The following is a 20,970-nucleotide window of genomic DNA, read 5'->3' on the forward strand; positions in this document are numbered from 1 at the left end:
CTGCATTTTATTGCGCAAGAAGGCTAATTGCGAATCCGCCACCTGCAACGGAGTTCAACTTCAAGACAGACTTGCTGGTTACAGTCTTCTTGGTGATGACATAAGCCTGAGGATTTGTCTTGTAGTTGGCATTCTTTGCATCCTGATAGATTGTAGCCACATACTTCTTGCCCTTCTCGAGGAAATCGAGCTTTACGGTAGACTGATGAGCCTTCATGCCCGTAACGCCACCGACAAACCAGTTATCAGAACCCTTTGCCTTGCGGGCAGCGGTGATATACTCCATTGGTTCAGCCTCCAGATAGATAGACTTGTCCCAATCTACAGCCACATCCTTGATAAACTGGAAGGCATCCATGTGCTTCTCGTAATTCTCAGGGAAATCGGCAGCCATCTGCAATGGACTGTACATCGTTACATAAAGTGCCAACTGACCGCAGATGGTAGAGTTGCAATGAGAACCATTGGCGCAATCCATTTCAAAGATACCCGGTGTATAATCCATCGGACCACCCTGCAGACGGGTGAAAGGCAAGATGGCGGTATGTCCCGGTTTGGTACCTCCGAAAGCCTGATATTCAGTACCGCGAGCACTCTCGTTGCCAATCAGGTTAGGATAAGTGCGGCAGAGACCGGTAGGACGCACAGCCTCATGGGCATTTACCATGATGTGATAATCGGCAGCACGGGTTACGGCATGCAGATAGTGGTTGATTTCCAACTGACTGTAGTGATGCTCTCCACGAGGAATGATGTTGCCCACATAACCGCTCTTCACTGCATCGTAGCCATAATCCTTCATCAACTGGTAAGCTCTGTCCATATACTTCTCGTAGTTCATTACAGAAGAGGAGGTCTCATGATGCATGATGAGCTTCACTCCCTTGGAATGCGCATACTCATTGAGTGTCTTGATGTAGAAATCAGGATATGGAGTCAGGAAATCGAATACCTTTTCCTTCATATAGCCACTCCAGTCTTCCCAACCGATGTTCCATCCTTCTACCAGGACTGCATCGAAGCCATGGGCTGCAGCAAAGTCGATGTAACGGCGCACATTGGCATTGTTGGCAGAATGCTTGCCCGATGGCTTGGCATGTACATAGTCGGTTCCATCCAACTTCACGGTAGGATAATCATGGGTATAAGCCCACTCACCCTTACCGGAAATCATCTCCCACCATACACCCACGTACTTCACAGGATGAATCCAGGAGGTATCCTTGATCTTGCAAGGCTCATTGAGATTGAGAATCAGGTTGGAAGACAACACCTTGCGGGCATCATCTGTAATGACCATCGTACGCCAAGGGCTCTTGAACGGAGTCTGCATATATCCCTTCATACCCTGTGCATCAGGGGTAAGCCAAGAGGTAAAAGTCATGGTCTTGTCATCCAGGTTCAGATGCATGGCTGGATAATCTACCAGGGCAGCCTCATGCAGGTTGATGTAGATACCATCATCAGTCTTCAACTGGAGTGAGGTCTGTACACCGGTATCTGAAAAGACAGTCTGTGAGAGATTGCTGCTGACAGCAGCATGCAAGGCTGGACGGATGCCCGACAGACGGGTCTTGGTATATTCATACTCCTGGGTATCGTAATCACCCGGAATCCACCAGGCGGTATGATCGCCCGTCATGGCAAATTCTGTACGCTCTTCCTTGATGGTAAAGTAGTTGAGATTGCCTTTCTGAGGGAACTCATAGCGCAATCCAACTCCATCGTCATAAACACGGAAGCGAACGTTCATATAACTGTCTGTAGAATTCTGCTTCAACTCTACCAGCATATCATTATAATGATTGCGGATAGACTTATTCTCTCCCCAAACAGGAGTCCAGGTCTCATCGAAAGTGGAAGTTTTCTCATTGATGACACTAAAATCAGAAAGCAGATCCTTGCCGCCCTTGGCGAGCTGATAACCCAGACGGCTAGGCTTGATGATGGTCTTGCCCTGATAGGTCACACTATAGGTAGGCACTGTGCCATCCAAGGTGAAGTTCACCTTGATTTGTCCGTTAGGAGAAGTGATGTCTCCTGCATCTGCTGAGATGCCAAAAGCCATCAGAAGGCTTGCGAGCAAAAAGAGTTTTTTCATATTTTTTGTTTAAAATTGTTTGTTGCTGCAAAAGTACGGCAAAAATCGATAAGTTGGTACGAATAGTAGGTTCTTGGTAGATTACCGCTATCTACCAACCTCCTCACCTCTCTGAATATCAACATTTTGCAAATTCTCAAAAAAAACGGCTAGTAGATGCGAGATCCTCAATGTTTTTTATTATTTTTGCAGCAGAATCTAAAAACATAGGAAAAATGAGACATCTTTTCGTTATAATCATCACACTGCTGATGCTACAGCCGATTTACGTAAAAGCAGACAACAGCCAGCTCTACAAACAGCTGGATGCTGCCATAGAAAAACGTGCGCATTATGTAGAAGTAAAAGAGAAAAGTCTGAACGACATCAAGCAGGGTGCCAAGTATGTAACCAGCAACGAGGACAAGCTCAAGCTTTACGAGCAACTCGCCAATGGATACAAAGCCTACGAGTATGATTCGGCGATGACTTACGTAAAAAAAGGCCTTGTTCTTGCCCAAAAGAGCAACAACATCTTATATCATAAAAGATTCCAACTTAGCCAAACCAGCCTGCTTATCACACGTGGATTCTATGCTGAAGCAAAAAACATCATGCAGAAGATAGAACCCAAGAAAGAAGATCCACTTGACTATCAGTTTCAATACTATTATACACTTTACGGACTATACAACAACTGGTCAACCTATTGTGAGAACAATGAATTCAGCAAGATTTACGACCAGCAGAAAGTGGAATACCTGAAGAAAACATTAGAACTGTCGTCAAAGAAAGATGCATTCTATTACTACCTGCTGGGAGAGTTTTACTATTACAGCAATCATTCCAACAATAACAAGACCATCCAATACTACAAAAAAGCACTGAGTATGGAAAAGCCGGACAGCCGTCTCCATGCCATGACCGCCTTTGCGCTATCCGAAGTATACAAGAAATCCAACAACCAAAAACTGACGGAACATTACCTGCTGGTTGCAGCCATCTCAGACATCACTTCTGCCACAAAAGAAAACGTAGCCCTGCAAGACATCGCACTCTTCATCTGCAAACATAAGACCAGAAGTCTGAATAAAGCCCAGGAATACATCAACCTATCCCTGGAAGATACTTATGCATACAACAACCGATTGCGCCGCATTGAGATTTCATCCAAATTGCAGATGATTACCAATGCCTATACAGATGACATCAGAGCCACCAACAGCATGCTCTACATTGCGCTGTCGGTCATTTTCCTGCTCTTGCTCGGAGTGGGACTTAGCAGTCTGTTCATCCGCAAGAAGAACAAACTTCTGAAACAGAAGAAAGACGAAATCACGGCTACATCGGCAAAAATGGAAGTTCTCAACAGCCAGTTGCACCTCATCAACGACGAACTGAAGGACACCAACCAGAAGCGCGAGAGACTGATAAAGGTGTATATTGACCTGTGCTATAAGAACATAGAGAGAAACAGCAAACTGCGCACCTTGGCAGTTAGAAAGATCAAGGCCAACCAGAGTAAGGAGCTGCTGAGCCTCCTTTCTTCCTCAACCAATACAGAGAAAGAGAACAAGGAGTTTCTGACGGAATTTGACAAGGCATTCCTGTCTCTGTACCCAACTTTTATAACCGAGCTGAACAAGCAGCTTACAGAATCGGCACACATCCAGCTGAAAGAGAACGGAGAAATGCCCCCTATCCTCCGTGTGTGCGCCCTGTTAAGATTAGGCATCACAGAAAGTTCAAAGATAGCCGGCATCCTGTCTTATTCGCCACAAACCGTATACAACTACCGTTCCCTGCTCAAGAACAATGCCATCGACAAGGAGCACTTCGAAGAAAATGTGCTCAGACTCTGCATGGTTATCGCAGACTGATGGGAGATTAAGAATACGGCACAAATATCCGAAACAGATAGCTGCCAATGCTTTCTTCCGAAAAAATGGAGCTGATTTGCCAAAGTAACATCTTTGTCGCAGCTTCGTCAATGCCTTTCAACCTCATTGCAACCCCAGTGTAATATAACCACCGTACCTTTGCAACCGAAATCAAACGATATAGGTTATGAATGCTAAAAGGGGAATTATTGTATTAGGATTGCTCTCAGCGGCTAGCATGCCAACGTGGGCGCAGCAGATTAAGGGTGTGGTTATCGACCAGAAATCGAAAGAGACACTCATCGGTGCAGTCGTCACTGTGGATGGAACCAACGTGAAGGCTATCACCAACATCGACGGAAACTTCCTGATCGATGGAATGAAGAAAGATAAGACATATACACTATATATAAATTATGTAGGATATAAGACTCAAAAAATTGACGGGGTTCAGGCGAAGGACACAGACCAGGTGATTGCGCTGCAACCTGATGAACAGCAGCTGAAGGAGGTGACCGTTACCGCAGTGGAAAGGCGTAATACGGATGCGGCAATGATACAGGTGGCCAAAAACAGTCCCGTCATCGTGAGCAATGTTTCGGCACAGGAAATATCCAGAACGCAGGATACGAATGCGGGTGAGGTGATACGCCGAGTGCCAGGCGTGAGCCTCATCGACGATAAATTCGTGATGGTTCGTGGCTTGTCGCAGCGTTATAACAATGTGTGGGTGAACGGAGGAGCAGTGCCTAGTTCTGAGGCTGATTCCAGAGCATTCTCCTTCGACATCATCCCAAGTTCGCAGATTGACAACCTCACCATCGTGAAGTCGCCAACGGCTGAATATCCCGCAGACTACTCGGGCGGTTTCATCATCGTCAACACCAAGGAGATTCCGGCAGAAAACAGTTTCAACATCGCCGTGGGCGGAAACTGGAATACATCTTCTGCCTTTCAGAATTTTTCTTACTCGAAAGGTTCCGGAACAGATTTCCTGGGTTTCGACAATGGACTGAGAAGCCTGAATGGAGGCATCCATGCTGACTTGAATCCACAGCTCGATGCCAACGGAAAACCGGTGAGCGATTATGCTACTTCGCTCCTGGGCAACGGATTCAATAATGATTGGCTCACCAAGAACAAGAAGCCTTTGGGCGATTTGAAACTGGCAGCCAGCCTAAACCAGCGCTGGATGCTCGGCGGAAGAACACTCGGCATGCTCGCTGCTTTGAACTATACCAACGAATACCGCACCTACGAGAACATGGAGAACAACCTCTATGGCATCTATGATGCGGCAAATGACAAGCCGAACTATCTCCGTCACTCTGTTGACGACCAGTATAATAATAATGTGAGACTCGGAGCGATGCTCAACTTCACCTTCCTTTCCAAGGACGGCAATCACAAGTATCAGCTCAAAAACATCTTCAACCAGTTGGCTACCAGCCGATATACCTGGCGTGATGGCGTGAGCGCCCAGTCGAACCTGGAGCGAAGCGCAGAGTATTACTACCGCAGTCGAACTACATATAACGGTCAGCTTACCGGCAAGCACACCTTCACTAGCGATGCCCTTGACTGGAGCATCGGGTATGCGTATGCCAACCGTCATTTGCCTGACCGTCGTAGATACCTCATCGACGATGCTCTTGAATCGGGCGTTTATGCCCTGAGCACCGGCAACGACATATCCCGCGAGTGGACTCAGCTCGACGAACACATTCTCTCTCTTGGTGTAAATGACAAGCACCACTTCAAGTTTGGCAACTTTGAGCCAGACTTGCAAGTGGGTGCCTATGGGGAGTATCGGACCCGAGAATACCAGACCCGCAACTTCATCTACAACTGGAATGTTTCAGATAACAACATGCCATCCGACTTCCGCCACAGCGACATCCCAACCCTGCTCTCCAGCGAGGCAAACATGGGTTACGACAAGCTGTATCTTCTGGAGGAAAAGCAGATGCGCAATAACTACCGCGGACACAACACCTTAGGCGCCGGATACCTGGCGTTGTCTCTCCCCTTTGGCAAACTCGGCATCCACGCCGGTGTCCGCTTCGAGCATAATGATATGGAACTCATCTCCAATTCCCGTGACTACGAGAAGAGTGAATCGAGCCGTCATTACAAGACCGATGATGTTTTTCCATCTCTCAATACAACATATAAGATCAACGACCAGCACCAGGTGCGACTTTCGTATGGCCGCAGTATTAACCGCCCAGAATTCCGTGAAGTATCGTCGTCGGTGTATTACGACTTCGACCTTGCCAGCAATGTGCAGGGAAACACTGAGTTGAAGAACTGTTATGTCGATAACCTCGACCTGCGATATGAGTGGTATCCATCCCGTGGAGAGCTCATTTCGCTGGCAGTCTTCTACAAGCACTTCGATTCTCCTATCGAGTGGACCTATACGGTGGCTGGTGGCACTGACTTGATTTACTCTTACAAGAATGCAAAGAGTGCCAACAACTATGGTGTGGAGCTGGATATCAGAAAGAATCTCGGATTCATAGGATTGAAGGATTTCAGTTGGTCGTTTAACGGTGCCCTCATCAAGAGCAAGGTTCAGTTTGAGAAGGGAGCGAAGGAAGAAGACAGACCGATGCAGGGTCAGTCGCCATACCTTATCAACACCGGCATCTTCTATAAGAATGCGCCATTAAAGATGGATATCGCCCTGCTCTACAACCGCATAGGCAAGCGAATCATCGGTGTGGGCAGAAGCGAGGGGAGCACAGGCGATGACTCCAATTCCCGAGTGCCTCACAGCTACGAGATGCCTCGCAACACCATCGATTTCTCGCTGGCTAAGAAATTCGGCGAACATCTGGAACTGAAGCTCAACGTAAGAGATCTTCTTGCTGAAAAGATATATTACAAGCAGTTTGCTGATGTAACGTATAGCGACGGAAGCAAGAAGGAAGTAGAAGAAATAGCAAGATGCTACAAGCCGGGTAGAAACATCGGTTTGCAGGCAATCTATAAATTTTAGAGACTATCCGTAGAATTTCAAGAAAGATAATAATAGATGTTTGTTTAATAAAACAGGAAACAATGATGAACAAGATGTATTTTTTAGGATGCATGGGCATCCTCGCAGCATCTGCCATGTTGAGCAGCTGCAGCAGTGACAATGACGATCCAACTCCTTCTCCAAATCCTGGATCAGAAGTAGTTTACAAGTGGACAACCAATGGCGGCTTGAAGGCTTGCGACCACATCCTCTTCGGAACAGATGACAAGGAAAACGCCAACGGAACACAGATTGGCAACGGCGACCAGGAATTCGTTTTCACAGGCAAGCAGACTTTGAAGAAAGGCACTTATCTCCTCAAGGGATGGGTATATATTGCAGATGGTGCTGAGCTTACCATCGAACCGGGAACGATTATCAAGGGCGACAAGCAAACCAAGGCGGCACTCATCGCAGAGCGTGGCGGCAAGCTCATCGCCAAGGGTACAGCCACAGAGCCTATCGTCTTTACATCTGAAGAGGCTGCCGGTAGCAGAAAGCCTGGCGACTGGGGCGGCATCATTCTCTGCGGTAAGGCAAAGAACAACCAGACTGAACAGCAGATAGAAGGTGGGCCTCGTACCAAGCATGGTGGCGCAGATGATGCAGATAATTCTGGTACTTTAAGCTATGTACGCATCGAGTTTGCCGGTTATCCATTCCAGAAGGATAAGGAGATTAATGGTTTGACTCTCGGTTCTGTAGGTTCAGGCACAGAGATTGACCACGTTCAGGTATCTTATTCCAATGATGATTCCTTCGAGTGGTTTGGCGGTACAGTAAACTGCAAGTATCTCGTAGCCTACAAGGGCTGGGATGATGATTTCGATACAGATAACGGTTTCTCAGGAAAGGTGCAGTATGGTCTTTCTCTGCGCGACAGCAAGATAGCCGACACCTCTCAGAGCAACGGTTTCGAGAGCGACAACTGCGCCGATGGTGCTACCGTAGATCCTCGTACCAAGGCAACCTTCTCTAACATCACCTTTGTAGGTCCTAAGGTATTGGATGATAAGTTCCAGAACACCACAGATTATATTACTGCCGGAGCATACAATCCAAACAACGGTTCAGCTCTCGGCAAGTTCCAGTCAGCCATGCAGATTCGCCGTTCTTCTAACCTAAACTGCATCAACTCAGTGGCCTTAGGCTGGCCTATCGGTTTGATTGTTGATGGTGAGAAGGGTGAAACCGTGAAGAATGCCAAGGAAGGCAAATTCAAGCTTCAGAATGTATATTTCGCAGGTATGGATGCCGTTGGTACTGATGCCAACAAGAAGTATGAGGATTACCTCTATGATGCAGCCAACAAGAAGGATCTCGACAAGAATCAGAAGTCATACAGCAATACCTTCTTCTTCTCAGAGCCAAGCAACAAGTATTTTGACAGTTGGGTTTCATTGGTTGGCGCAGACGGTTATACTCCTATCGCCGGCAGTCCGTTGCTTGGAGCCGCAAGTTTCGCCGGCTGGACAGGTTTCGACACCGTAACCTACATCGGAGCCTTCGATGGCAGCAACAACTGGATGAGCGGTTGGACCAACTTTGACCCTCAGAATGCAAAGTACTAGAAAAAGATTAGTACCGGAATAAGAATTAGAATCGCTAATTTCTATTTTGACTATAAGGCTTTCTTTTATTGGAGCATGGCGCAGTGATTTGCGCCATGCTTTTTTTGTTGGGTTATGGAGGGAAACGTTGATTTCCTGAAACAGGACATCAACCTTCATTTATCTTAATCCATGAACTTTATCATGTCCTGGCGTCTTGGCTTTGCCTCCGGCGATTCGTCAGGATAACCCAGGGCGATGCAGTAGAGCAGCTTATAATTCTTAGAGAATGCCATGCGGTCGAGGTAAGGCTTGGCCGACGGAGAATCCAGTATCCAACGGGCAGAACTGCCCAGGCAGCAGGAACCGATGCCCCTTGACCATGCTGCAAGAATGATGTTCTCGCCAAGCAAACCGCAATCAATCTGCGCCATATCATAAGTAGTATCGTAGGCGATGCAAACCACGCATGGAGCATTCACAAAGATGTTCTTGAAGCCCTTGCGCTCTGCTATCTTAGGATTATCCTTTACCACGGCTTGGGTGATTGAATCGATGAGAGCAGGAGAATCTATCACTCTGATTTCGTACGACTGCAGGTTCTGCCCGTTTGGCGCATGGATGCCGCATTTCAGAATCTCGTTCAGGGTATCGCGGCTGATGACGGAATCCTTGTAAGCACGGATGCTTCTGCGACTCATCATCAAATCGGTTACCACACTTGCAGAGTCAACGCTGGTCATTGCCTCCGGCTGTCTGTTCTCATTGCAGGCAGTCAACATCAGTGCAGCTGCCAATCCTAAAAATATCTTCTTCATATTATTCACTGTATGATTAAACTTCATATTATTCATTGTATGATTAAACCTATATTTCAATTAGTATATACCCATGTAGCACTAGTAGTATTTATCCATGTAGCGTTATTAGTACATACCGTGCAAAGATAGCAACAAACATTGATATCCAAGAAGATACGTTATGATTTTTAAGAGTTTTTATCGGTCTCTCTGCCATTCTTTTAACAAGTATATATCATAGCCAAACATTTTCCACCTATTTTGCTAGAATTTCCCAAAAACTTCGTATCTTTGCAATGGCTTTATACAAGATAAGCTGTTTATAAAATCATCATACGTAGAATTATGGAAAGAAAAAGTTATTCTATAGATATAAATCGCATTGCACAATATGCCATGTATGCATATTGCATTTTCGCATTGTTTTCGCTGGCATTTTCTGTTTGCAGACAAGCGGGCTTATCCTTCAGAACAAGTCCCATCCTGATTCCAATAAGTCCCATCCTGGTTACCATCAAGCAACTGGTCTTGCAGCTCGCCCCTATAGCTTTATGGGGAATATTCCGCTACACGCTACCGGCAGGCGTAAAATTGCTACGACGCTGCAGCGAGTTGATGGTACTTTACTATGTGCTCTCATTCATCCTGGGCCAATGCTTCAATCTTCATCTCGTAACGATGATGCAGAACGGACAGATAACACTCACGGCAACTATTCTTACCTGGATACAAAGCTCTATGGGATTGATTTCCGTCATCGCCTCCCTGATAGCCGGCTGCCATCTGTACAGCAAGCACAGAGGTAACATGCGCAAACTGGGCTTAGCCCTTATCCTGGTTTTCATCGCATGGCTGCTATGCTCGAATCTCCTCCCGACGGCAGTGTTTTACCTGGCAGACAACACCCAGCAGACAGCCTTCACCAGCGTGAATATCATCAGTATGATAACAACGACATCGGCATATATATACGCTTACTACATGATGTATCGGGCGATAAACGACTGAAAAAAGTTATAAAAAACTCCGTTTCTGAGTTTTCAAGACATCAGGAACGGAGTTCAAACATTAATCCTCGAACAATTTATGAAATTCAACGGCATCCATAAATTGATAATTTGGATTATTTCCTACATTTCTTCTAAGCCTATTTAAATTGGAAGGAGTTGCAGCTTTCTTTGTCAGCAAAACATAGAAACTGTTATCAAAAGAATAGTTAGAAGTAACCATTGCCTTTGATTCACTAACCTTTTTTGCTATCTCCTTTGAATCCAAATTTCTGGTATTGCTTAGTCGGAATTTTGCATCGGCCAAAAGTAATCTCTTATCATTCACATGCAATAGCATATCTGCAGAAGATTTCTTATCAGCATGATGTTTTTGAGAAATAAATCTTTTGCTGTCCAACAATCAATCTTGATTCCCTGATAATTGCCAATCTTAAATTTCGCCATAGTTCTCTACGTATTTCTGAAGAGTATCAAAAGACTTGTTGAATGATTCAAATACAGGTTCAATATCACAGCCCAAATTCTTATAGTAGAACGAATCTGTACCTTCACTTTGCTCTGCCAGATAAAAGCGAGTAGTATTCAACAAGCCCTCTTTTTCAGAGATATACCTGATAGCCGATACCATATCGGGATTGTGACTCGTGATGAGTATCTTGGTTCCAAATGTTTTGTTGATGCGAACAAGAAGATGCGCCAACTCAACCACCCATTGTGGATGAAGATTTGTTTCAGGCTCATCAATCTCCAACAAAGTGTTTTCTGTCAGCCACCCGTTTTCTATCAGACGAAGCATATAAACCAGCGGTTTGAATCCCGATGCTATATCTTCAATTCTAATATCCTTACCATTGTTGCTGTGATAAACTAAATCAACAGCATCGAAATTTTCCTTTTCTACAATAGAACCATCTATCATTTTATTAATAGAATGAAGTAATTCCTGTTTGCCGGTAATCTCACTTCCTTTTTCATTTACGTGAACCACTTTATGTGCCAAGGAAGTCATCAGAACCCTATCTGATTGACGAAGAGAAATAGCTGCTGGTGTTCCTATATATATGGCATTATTTAAACTATATATCTTTCCAAGTCTATCAACAAGCAATTCCACTTCATCTTCCTTAAAGCTTATGCTGGCAGGAAAGCCATCCTTTTCCCGATATACAGAAGCGATTTTCTCTTTCAAGTAACTGATGGGACGATTTTTTTTGTTGTTTTCATATTTCTGAAGATATTCAGAAAACAGCTGAATGGAATTTCGTTCTATATCCTCATGAACATGATTTTGTTCAGTAATCCCAAAAAGATTAAGCACTCGACGCACCTGCTGAGGATTCTGCTCTTTCTGAAGGAAGTTAACCAGCATGTCATCAAGTGAACCAATCGCTCTTTTATAATAAAAATCGAGCTTCTCCACACCACCATTACTCAATGTTACCATTGTCATTAATGATAAGGTATGGTCAAAAAATCGTTTTTTATCATCATCCAGATAATTTGAGATATCATCCAGCGCAGTAGAATATTTCTCTAATGATTTGATAATCACATCTCTGAAATCAGAGAAAAAGAAACTGTCTAACACAGACAATGTATTGACGATATAATACAACCAACGGGACATAGTGCTTTTTCCACAGCCATTGCTACCCACGATAACTGTGATACCCTCTATTTCGATATCAGCATGCCCTATAGCATGATAATTGTCTATATTAAAATTATACTTGCTCATTATTCAAACTATTTTAATGCAAAAATACGATGTTTTTGTGTATCCTCCAAATTTTCATAGCACTTTTTACTGCCAAGGGTTCATAAAAGCCAGATTCCTATCACGAATATAAGTATAAAAGACTTAAAATGAGAGAATTTATTTTGGAAATCTAGATTTTATACCTATTTTTGCACATCAAAAAAGAAAAATAAAGAAAAAGTATGAATATCAAGGAGAATTATCAACAATATGTAAGCCGATACGCTTCTGAGGTGGCTGCCCTGAAGCGTAAGAATACGGGATTTATAACGGGCGAGCTGCTGGCTTTTGGCGGCATCCTCGCCTTCCTGATCTGCTATTTCGCATTGGATGGAGATACGCAGAACTATCTGATGGGGGCAGTGCTGTGCCTGATTGCCTATCTGGGAATCAGACGAATTGACGACAAGAACAAGGAGAAGATAGAGCATCTTTCGGCTTTGCTCAAGGTTTATCAGGACGAAATCAAGGCTTTGGAGGGCGATTTCTCGCCTTTCGAGACGGGCGATTCCTATCAGAATCCGCAGCATCCTTATTCCTTCGACCTCGATGTTTTCGGCAAGAGTTCGCTGTTCAACCGCATCTGCCGAACCATCACATCGGGCGGTTCGGAGGCACTCGCCAGGAATCTTACCCGGGAAACGCCTTTGGGCATGGAGGATATCAAAAGAAGAAGGGATTTGCAGAAGGAATTGGCTGGAGAAGGCGAAAACTGGCGGATGGAATTCCTGGCACTTGGCGAAAAGAACAGAAGCCAAACTGCGGATGGCAAAATGGTGAATGGCAAGATGAAAAAGATTGATTCTGCTGCGGTGATGGATGCGATGCAGAAGGTTTCGAAGATGGAGGTGCCGGCATGGTTTGGGTCTCCGGTATCGCTCGTTATCGGATGGCTGCTGATTATCGGAGTCGTTGGTTCCGTGATTTTGTCGATATGCAATATGTTTTCGGTGGATTTCGCCTTGTGGTGGGTGTTGGTTCAATACATGGTGGTATTCTTCGTCTGCAAGCAGACACTTGATAAGATAGATAGCAATGGCGGCAAGCTTCGCCATCAGCTCATCGCCTATGCCCAGATACTTCAGCTTATCAACAGGCGCAATTTCCATAGCGAATCAGGCAAGGAGATGCAGAATTCCCTAGCAGATGCCCTGCCTTCCTTTGCCCAACTGGAAAAGATATTGAAGGGGTATGACAGAAGAGGCAATTTCCTCGGTCTTTTCTTCACCGATGCCTTCATGCTGAGCGATTTCTTCCTGGTTCGCAGTTTCCTGAAATGGAAGAATACCTATATGGTGAAGATGGAGGAATGGATGCATATCATCAGCGAGATGGATGCAATGGTTTCGATGGCGGATTTCAGATATAATCATCCGGAGGCAGAAGAGGCGGAATTTGTTTCGGGAAGTCCGGAAGCAGATACCGAAAGCGATGTTTCTGAAAATGCAGGAATCGGAAGTCCGGAAATCGTGTTCGAGGGTAAGAATCTCTATCATCCTTTCCTGGGTGCCAAGGCGGTGAAGAACGATTTCACCATCAAGGACGACAACTATTATATCATCACCGGAGCCAACATGGCGGGAAAGAGTACCTTCCTGCGTTCGCTGGGCGTGAACTATATCCTGGCAATGGCGGGTATGCCGGTGTTTGCGGATCAGCTGAAGATTTCCCGTTTCAGATTGTTCTCGAGCATGAGAACCACCGACGATTTGACGCATGGCATCTCTTACTTTAATGCTGAGCTGATAAGACTGGAGGAGCTGCTGAAGTTCTGCAGGGAAAGTGCTGAGGGAAAGTGCTGCAAGGAAAGTGGAGAAGACAATAAGGAGCCACTCCGAACGCTGATTATTCTGGATGAGATTCTGAAGGGAACGAATTCATTGGATAAGCTGAATGGTTCGAGAAAGTTCCTCGAAGCCATTGCCAAGCAGCCGGTGAGCGGCATCATCGCTACCCACGATCTGGAGCTCTCCAAGATGGAGAATGATGCATCAGGAAAATTCCATAACTATTGTTTCGAGATAGATTTAGGCACAGATGTTACCTATACTTATAAGATACAGAAGGGCGTGGCAAGAAACCAGAATGCCACCTTCTTACTGAATAAGATTTTGGAGAAATATTAGAATAAAAAGAGAAACTCCCGATAATTTGATCAGTTTCAAATTATCGGGAGTTTTCCTTTTAAATTAAACATTATAACTCCACGCTATCCAGGCGGAATTTGAGCAAGCCGGCTGGTACCTTTACCATTACCTCTTCACCTGCCTTCTTACCCAGAAGGGCCTTGGCGATAGGCGACTTGATGGAAATCTTGCCACTATGGAGATCTGCCTCGTGAGGATTTACTATGGTATAATTCATGCTGCACTTGTTGGCGAGATTGGTAATCTTAATCTTGCTCAACAAGCCAACGGTATCGCTTTTCAGGCGAGACTTGTCGATGACACGGGCATTCTCCAAGACCTTCTGTTTGAAGCTGATGCGGCTCAACAGCTTGCCCTGCTCACGCTTGGCTGCATGATACTCGAAATTCTCACTGAGGTCGCCCTTATCGCGGGCCTCAGCTATCGCATCGCGAACGGCTGGCAACTCTACGTTAACCATGTGTTGAAGTTCGGCCACGAGCTCATCGTAACCTTCCTGAGACATATATTCCATTTTCTGATAATCTTAATGAATGATGTTTTTAATTTTCGGGGTGCAAAGTTACTAGTAATTCATGAAAACACCAAACATTTTTGATAAAAAGTAAATAAAAAAAGAGAAGATGTGCAGCCATGACAGACAACACATCTTCTCCTTGAATATATCATTATCCCCAAACTTCTTCTGAAATCTCTCTCACCAGATCTATCTTTGCCCACTGCTCAGCATCTGTCAGTTTATTACCAATCTCGCAAGAAGCGAAACCGCATTGAGGACTGAGACTGAGCCGATCGAGGGGGATATATCTGGCTGCTTCTCGGATGCGGGCGATGACCGTAGCCTTATCTTCCAATACCGGAGATTTGGAGGTTACCAGACCCAGCACCACCTTCTTGCCATCAGCCACATACTTCAACGGCTCGAAACCACCCGAACGCTCATCGTCATACTCCAGATAGAAGGTATCTACATCTTCATGAGCGAAGAGATAAGGAGCCACGGCATCGTAGGCACCCTTGGTGGCATAGCAGGAATGATAATTGCCACGGCATACGTGGGTGTTGATGGTCAACCCCTCAGGTTTGCCCTCGATGGCAAGATTGTTCACCTTCAGATATTGCAGGGCTTCCTGCTCAAGGGTGAAACCTGTGCCCACCTTAGCCGTCCAGTAATCGCTATCCACAATCATTCCCCAGGTGCAGTCATCCAGCTGGACGGTACGGCAACCGGCTGCATAAATCTCCTGGAAGAAGGTGCGGTAAGCCTGGGCAATATCCTCAATCAGTTGGGTGGTGTTAGGATAGAACTTGCGGGTATTCTCGGCATTCTTGCCACGGAACAGTTCGGCAAGGAACTGAGCCGGAGCAGGAACCGTCTGCTTTGCCTCGAAGATATATTCGCCATTGGCATCCAACTCCTCAAACTGCTTCACAAACAGGAAATCCTTAATAAAAGGATGATTCTCGCCGGTAATCTTGCCGGTCAGTTGGATAGAACCCTTGGTTGTCTCCTCGCCATGAAACTGGTAGCCGTGCTCCAATTCGATATGCTCCACGCCATTGAATCCCCACATAAAGTCGAGATGCCAATAGCTGCGGCGGAACTCGCCATCGGTGATATAAGGCAGGCGATGCGCCTTCTGTTGACTGATGACCTCAGTAATCAGCCGGTCTTCTACGGCGCGAAGGTCGATGGCAGAAATCTTGCCATCGGCAAACTTAGCTCTCGCTTCCTTCAACTCTGCAGGGCGCAAATAGCTGCCCACTGCCTCAAAATGTATATTTCTTACGTTGCTCATATTTTTATCTCCTTATTATTATTTGATGTGAATGACTCTTTATCCTGTCATTACCGATGAATGACGCTTTGCATCCGGAATTGCGGGTGCAAAGGTAAGAAGAAGAATTTTATTTGCCAAATATTCTCCGTAATTCAGAAAAATATACTATCTTTGCAGCGAATTAAGCAAATCAGCAGAATATTATTCTGTAAGAATCAGTAAAAACAGAAATAAAGAAACAATGACAACAGAAGAAAAGCTTGATGAAACAGACATCAGAATACTGAAGTTACTGCAGCAGAACTCCCGACTCACCGTGAAGGAACTTGCTGCAAGAGTACACCTCTCCCCTTCTCCCACCTTCGAGCGGCAGAAGCGGCTGGAACGCGAGGGATACATCCAGCGATATGGAGCCATCGTAGACCATTACAAGTTGGGGCACAACGTAATCGTGCTCTGCAATATCCGGCTCAAGCAGCATACTCACGATTTGATTCAGCAATTCATGGATACCGTGCAGACCATCGACCAGATAACGGAATGCTACAACACCACCGGTGATTACGACTTCCAGATCAAGGTATATGCCCGCGACATGAAAGCCTATCAGGACTTTATGCTCAACACGCTGGGAAACATCGACTGCATAGGAAGTCTGCACAGCATCATCGTGATAGGTGAAATCAAGGATTCGCATTATATACCCGTAGCTAAATAAGGAGAAACGTGATGAAAGCAAAAAATATATTGATGATATGCCTTTTTATTTCCGGACTTTTCTGCCTTCCATCTAAGGCACAGCAGCCTGGAGAAAACGTCAGTTCTCAAACCATCAGAAAACTGGGCGAGAAGCATTTCTTCTCCATCTCCACTATTCCTGATGATATCTTCCGCCTGATGCAGGGCAAGACATACAAGAAGAACTGTACCGTGGCAAGAAGCGAACTGAGATACATAAGATGCCTGCACGTAGACAAGGACGGCAGAAACATCGTGGGAGAAATGGTGGTGAACAAGGCGATAGCCACAGATGTGCTCGATATTCTGAAAAAGCTCTACGAGGCGAAATATCCGATAGAGCGGATGAGACTCATTGACTACTGGGATGCCGACGACGAAAGGGCGATGAGAGCCAACAACTCCTCCAGCTTCAACTTCCGCTTCATCTCACATACCCATACGGTATCGAAGCACGGAAGGGGACTGGCCGTAGACATCAACACCCTCTACAATCCTTACCACAAACGGCTGAAGAACGGCAAGGAAGTGGTGGAACCTGCCACCGCCCGCCCCTATCTGGACCGCAGCAAGAACCACGCTTATATGATAAAAAAAGGCGATCTCTGCTACCGGCTCTTCAAGGCAAAAGGATTCCGATGGGGAGGTGACTGGAAACACAGCAAGGATTACCAGCACTTCGAAAAATAGAAATGCAGGAAAGAACAGCCAGCAAGGAAAGGACATAAAAAAAGACTATGCCTATGTTACATCATTTCTTTAGTAACTATGGCATAGCCTTTTATTATCCTAACGATCTTTTTTATATGTAATACAAATTTAATTCACCTACTACAGCCTTTTTATAATACATTGTAACTAGCTGTACCAGACAGAATTATATTCTCTACGTTCATCGTCCTCATTATAGAGGTTCTCATATTCAAGGTTCATAGCCTCGAATGATTCCAGTGTCTGTTTCATGATAACTCCTCCTCTATTTATTAAGTTCAACTTTTAATATGGCAAAATTACTAAAAAAACAGATTTCTGATGTCAATATTTCAGAAAACTTTTGTATTTTTGCACCATCTCTGCACATCAGGGGCAAAAAGTGCAAAAAACAGCTCTGTTCAAGAGCCATGCAAGATAAAAAACAAGAAACAAGATGAAGATATTACATACTTTACGACTCGACAGAATGAAGTGGCGCCACTGGGTACTGCTGCTGTTGCTCATCCTCGTCACCCTTACCAAGATGATTCCGCTCTGGGGAGTTATCTACACCTACCATGTTTATCCCGTTATCGGCAGCCTTCTTTCGCCCATCTCAGGCATCTTTCCCTTTGCCGTGGGCGATATTTTCATTGCTCTCAGCATCGCCTGGGTCATCCTCTATCCTATCTACGAGATGGGATTACGGAAGAAACTCGCCCGTCGTTTTATCTTTCTTGCTGCAAAGAGCGGCGGCTATCCGAAGAAAAAGGCGGTTTTCGGGAGGGTAATTGAATATCTGCTGTGGATATATGTATGGTTTTATGCAGCTTGGGGACTGAACTATTCGCAGCCTGTTATCTATTATAGAGTTAGCATGCAGCCTGCTGAGGTTTCGGAAGAGAAGTTCCGGAAATTTGCCTACCAGTATGCCGACAGCCTCAACCTTTTGAGTGAAGAACAGAGAGGGAAGAGTGAAAAATTCAATTGTATTGTGGATGATAAACTGAAGAATCGGGTGCGGGATGCGGTTCTGAAGGAATATAACAAGATAGGCTATCGGGAGGGCATCAATCCGCCTTTCAACCAGCATCCGCATGCCAAGACGATGGTGTTTACGCCCATCAGTTCGATGTCGGGTGTAACCGGCAGCATGGGACCATTCTTCTGCGAATTTACGCTGAACGGCGATATTCTTGCACACGATTATCCTGCTACCTATGCCCATGAGTTTGCTCATTTTCTGGGCATTGCTAACGAAGGAGAGGCGAATTTCTACAGTTATCTCGTCTGTACGGCATCACAGGATAAGGCGGTGAAATTCAGCGGATATTACCACATTCTGCCCCATGTATTATATAATGTATTCGACATCCTCGGCGAAAAGGAAGGTGAGAAATATCTGAAACATATCCGTCCTGAGATAATCAGGCTGCTGAAAAGCGACCGCCAATACTGGCAGGGCAAAAGATGCAAGGCACTGGATGCTGCCCAGGATTTCTTCTTCGAACTCTATCTGAGAGGCAACCATGTAGAAGGCGGCAGAAAGAGCTATGCCGGTGTCATCGGTCTGATTCTGGCTTGGAAGGACAAGCAGGAAAAATCTCTTATGAAAAGATGATAGAAATAACTACATGAGAAAGAAAAGACGATTGGCGCGCGCTCTTGCACCAATCGTCGTTCGCATATATTTGAATATAGAAAGTAATCTTTTTTCCTTGTATAAGAGGACTAATATATTATTACGCTAAACCTATTCTGTTTTTTACTTCTGCTGTGCAGGTCTCCACATTCTTGGTCCTGGTCTTCCATTCTTACCCATTCCCTTGCGAAAACCTCTCTGGGCAAAGCGCTTCATCATCTGTCGCTCCAGTTCGTAAACACGCTGAATCTGCTGCTGGCTCAGGAACTGCGAATACTTCTTGTAGTATTTCTGACGGATGTTGAGAATCTTCTCGCTCATCTCAAAACGCTGCTTGATTTCCTGTTCGGTTTGAGCATCCGTTTTCATTTCGCCCTTCTTGTGATGAGGGCGAGGACCTAAAGCCCATACCTCTTTCTGATAATCAGTATAGGTCTCGATAAACTTAGCGTTGGTCTTTTCATCAAGCCCCAAATTTCGAGAGATGTACTGAGCCTGCTTTTCTGCCAACTGTTCACGACTGAGGCGCTGCTTCTGGTTAGGCGCCTGTGCACATACATTTGTAGCAACCGTCATCATGGCGATGACCATCATTAAAATACCAAAAAATCGTTTCATAACTCTATCATTTTAAAATATTATTGAATCGGTTTAATTGTTGAGGAACACATCCTCCTGATATACAGAGAGAAGATAAGCCTGATCGGCAGAAGACAGCTGAGCGAAAGCCTTATCTACCTCCTGTATTCCGTTATTCACCTGTGAAGGCTGGGAAGAAGAGGCTGAGAAATCGATGTTGAGTACCAGAAGTACTGCCACCGATGCAGCCACAGCTATTGCAGCCGTCCAAATCACCTTCCTCAGAGATCGTTTCTTCGGCTGTATCCTGACAGGCTGCGTTTTGTCATTCTTCACCTGCTCCAGGATATTGGCTTCCATCTCCTTGAAGAATCCTTCTGGCGTAGAATAAGGCATCCGCTTACCCACCTTACCGAAGTCAAACTTCCCGGTTTTGTTGAAATCAAAATTTGTATCCATATTCTTTTCCATTTTGAATAACCATTTAAAAACTCACAGAACTCTCACTTAATCGTTCGAATTCATGTACTTGATAATTTTCTCCTTGGCAACATGATAGCTTGCCTTGATACTGGCTGGCGTGGAATCAGCGACCTTCGCTATTTCGTCGAACCCAAGTTCATCGTAATATCTCATATTGAATGCCAGCTGCTGCTTAGGCGGAAGCGAGAGAATCGCTTTCTGCAGTTTTACTGCCACCTTATCATCGAAGTCGATATAATTATCTGCTGGGATGAGACTGACGCCCGTTGAATCTGATTCTAGAGAAACTTCTTCCTGTTTCCGTTTACTGATGAGCCGCAGGGCCTCGTTGGTAGCGATGCGGTAAATCCAACTTCTCAGTGAGCAGTCGCCCCGATATTGATTGAACGAGCGATAGATTCTCACAAAAGTTTCCTGCGAAGCATCCTGTGCATCATCATGCGAAACCACCAATCGGCGTATATGCCAGTAAACCGGTTCCTGATACTTCATCATCAGCATTCTGAATCCGTTCTCCGGACACTCCTTCAGCGTATCCACTATGCCTTTGTCATTTACACTCATATTCGTTTATTTTCATGAACGTTACGATTATATGACCTTAAGAAAAGGGAAAAGTAAAAAGCGGGATGCATTTTTTTCGATACCTGCTTAATTTTTCCTCCTTTTTTCTCTTTTAATATCATAGAGAAGAGAAAAAAGGAGCTATTTCTCCGCTTTCTCAAAGAAAAAGTATATATTTGCAAACGGATTGCGGATATCAAAAAGATATATCGATATGAAGAAAGAAAAGAATTTTTCAG

The 20,970-nt window shown here is 45.0% G+C and carries 17 protein-coding genes; 8 read left to right on the plus strand and 9 right to left on the minus strand.

What is annotated here, in order from left to right; genetic code table 11:
• Positions 1 to 7: 7 nt before the first annotated feature.
• On the minus strand, positions 8 to 2,101 hold the full coding sequence (locus KUA48_RS06990) for a glycoside hydrolase family 97 protein (RefSeq protein ID WP_218432119.1): 2,094 nt from the start codon (positions 2,099 to 2,101) through the stop codon (positions 8 to 10).
• Positions 2,102 to 2,316: 215 nt separating this feature from the next.
• Between KUA48_RS06990 and KUA48_RS06995 the strand changes: the two genes are divergently transcribed.
• The 3 genes from KUA48_RS06995 to KUA48_RS07005 all read left to right on the plus strand — a co-directional run bounded on the left by KUA48_RS06995 (position 2,317) and on the right by KUA48_RS07005 (position 8,556).
• Positions 2,317 to 3,960: a DUF6377 domain-containing protein gene (locus KUA48_RS06995; protein ID WP_218432121.1), complete on the plus strand. Its 1,644-nt coding sequence runs from the start codon at positions 2,317 to 2,319 to the stop codon at positions 3,958 to 3,960.
• Positions 3,961 to 4,147: 187 nt separating this feature from the next.
• A complete protein-coding gene (locus KUA48_RS07000; RefSeq protein ID WP_218432129.1) occupies positions 4,148 to 6,964 on the plus strand; it encodes a TonB-dependent receptor in 2,817 nt (938 codons plus the stop codon).
• A 62-nt stretch (positions 6,965 to 7,026) separates the two neighbouring features.
• Entirely contained in the window at positions 7,027 to 8,556 is a 1,530-nt protein-coding gene (locus KUA48_RS07005; RefSeq protein WP_215651964.1) for a hypothetical protein, read from the plus strand.
• Positions 8,557 to 8,720: 164 nt separating this feature from the next.
• Here KUA48_RS07005 and KUA48_RS07010 read toward each other — a convergent pair whose 3' ends face one another.
• Positions 8,721 to 9,353, minus strand: a complete 633-nt coding sequence (locus KUA48_RS07010; protein ID WP_118154477.1) for a nitroreductase family protein — start codon at positions 9,351 to 9,353, stop codon at positions 8,721 to 8,723.
• Between the two features lie 327 nt (positions 9,354 to 9,680).
• Between KUA48_RS07010 and KUA48_RS07015 the strand changes: the two genes are divergently transcribed.
• Complete coding sequence (locus tag KUA48_RS07015; protein ID WP_218432131.1) at positions 9,681 to 10,343, plus strand: hypothetical protein; 663 nt, start codon at positions 9,681 to 9,683, stop codon at positions 10,341 to 10,343.
• 60 nt (positions 10,344 to 10,403) lie between these two features.
• Here KUA48_RS07015 and KUA48_RS07020 read toward each other — a convergent pair whose 3' ends face one another.
• Positions 10,404 to 10,742, minus strand: coding sequence for a hypothetical protein (locus KUA48_RS07020; protein ID WP_153073037.1), 339 nt, complete (start codon positions 10,740 to 10,742; stop codon positions 10,404 to 10,406).
• A 33-nt stretch (positions 10,743 to 10,775) separates the two neighbouring features.
• Positions 10,776 to 12,083, minus strand: a complete 1,308-nt coding sequence (locus KUA48_RS07025; RefSeq protein ID WP_218432134.1) for an AAA family ATPase — start codon at positions 12,081 to 12,083, stop codon at positions 10,776 to 10,778.
• 203 nt (positions 12,084 to 12,286) lie between these two features.
• Here KUA48_RS07025 and KUA48_RS07030 point away from each other — a divergent pair, with 203 nt between their 5' ends.
• The gene (locus KUA48_RS07030) at positions 12,287 to 14,230 is read left to right on the plus strand and encodes a DNA mismatch repair protein MutS (protein ID WP_218414878.1); all 1,944 of its coding nucleotides are present in this window, start codon (positions 12,287 to 12,289) and stop codon (positions 14,228 to 14,230) included.
• A gap of 70 nt (positions 14,231 to 14,300) precedes the next feature.
• Here the strand turns inward: KUA48_RS07030 and greA are convergent, their stop codons facing one another.
• The gene (gene greA, locus KUA48_RS07035) at positions 14,301 to 14,765 is read right to left on the minus strand and encodes a transcription elongation factor GreA (protein ID WP_006848453.1); all 465 of its coding nucleotides are present in this window, start codon (positions 14,763 to 14,765) and stop codon (positions 14,301 to 14,303) included.
• Positions 14,766 to 14,919: 154 nt separating this feature from the next.
• Positions 14,920 to 16,050 (minus strand): 5-methyltetrahydropteroyltriglutamate--homocysteine S-methyltransferase, encoded by a 1,131-nt coding sequence (locus KUA48_RS07040; protein WP_218432140.1) that lies wholly within the window; start codon positions 16,048 to 16,050, stop codon positions 14,920 to 14,922.
• A gap of 223 nt (positions 16,051 to 16,273) precedes the next feature.
• Between KUA48_RS07040 and KUA48_RS07045 the strand changes: the two genes are divergently transcribed.
• The 3 genes from KUA48_RS07045 (at position 16,274) to KUA48_RS07055 (ending at position 19,084) form a co-directional block, all read left to right on the plus strand.
• The gene (locus KUA48_RS07045) at positions 16,274 to 16,750 is read left to right on the plus strand and encodes an Lrp/AsnC family transcriptional regulator (protein WP_218432141.1); all 477 of its coding nucleotides are present in this window, start codon (positions 16,274 to 16,276) and stop codon (positions 16,748 to 16,750) included.
• An 11-nt stretch (positions 16,751 to 16,761) separates the two neighbouring features.
• Positions 16,762 to 17,460: a M15 family metallopeptidase gene (locus KUA48_RS07050; RefSeq protein WP_022120604.1), complete on the plus strand. Its 699-nt coding sequence runs from the start codon at positions 16,762 to 16,764 to the stop codon at positions 17,458 to 17,460.
• 457 nt (positions 17,461 to 17,917) lie between these two features.
• Positions 17,918 to 19,084: a DUF3810 domain-containing protein gene (locus tag KUA48_RS07055; RefSeq protein ID WP_218432144.1), complete on the plus strand. Its 1,167-nt coding sequence runs from the start codon at positions 17,918 to 17,920 to the stop codon at positions 19,082 to 19,084.
• 144 nt (positions 19,085 to 19,228) lie between these two features.
• Here KUA48_RS07055 and KUA48_RS07060 read toward each other — a convergent pair whose 3' ends face one another.
• The 3 genes from KUA48_RS07060 to KUA48_RS07070 are packed head-to-tail and all read right to left on the minus strand — an operon-like array spanning position 19,229 to position 20,731.
• The gene (locus KUA48_RS07060; RefSeq protein WP_218432146.1) at positions 19,229 to 19,723 is read right to left on the minus strand and encodes a hypothetical protein; all 495 of its coding nucleotides are present in this window, start codon (positions 19,721 to 19,723) and stop codon (positions 19,229 to 19,231) included.
• A gap of 33 nt (positions 19,724 to 19,756) precedes the next feature.
• Positions 19,757 to 20,143: a hypothetical protein gene (locus tag KUA48_RS07065; RefSeq protein ID WP_153079444.1), complete on the minus strand. Its 387-nt coding sequence runs from the start codon at positions 20,141 to 20,143 to the stop codon at positions 19,757 to 19,759.
• Positions 20,144 to 20,191: 48 nt separating this feature from the next.
• Positions 20,192 to 20,731 (minus strand): RNA polymerase sigma factor, encoded by a 540-nt coding sequence (locus KUA48_RS07070; protein WP_118154435.1) that lies wholly within the window; start codon positions 20,729 to 20,731, stop codon positions 20,192 to 20,194.
• Positions 20,732 to 20,970 lie beyond the last annotated feature (239 nt).

The sequence above is a fragment of the Segatella copri genome (assembly GCF_019249795.2).
GTDB lineage: Bacteria > Bacteroidota > Bacteroidia > Bacteroidales > Bacteroidaceae > Prevotella > Prevotella copri_B.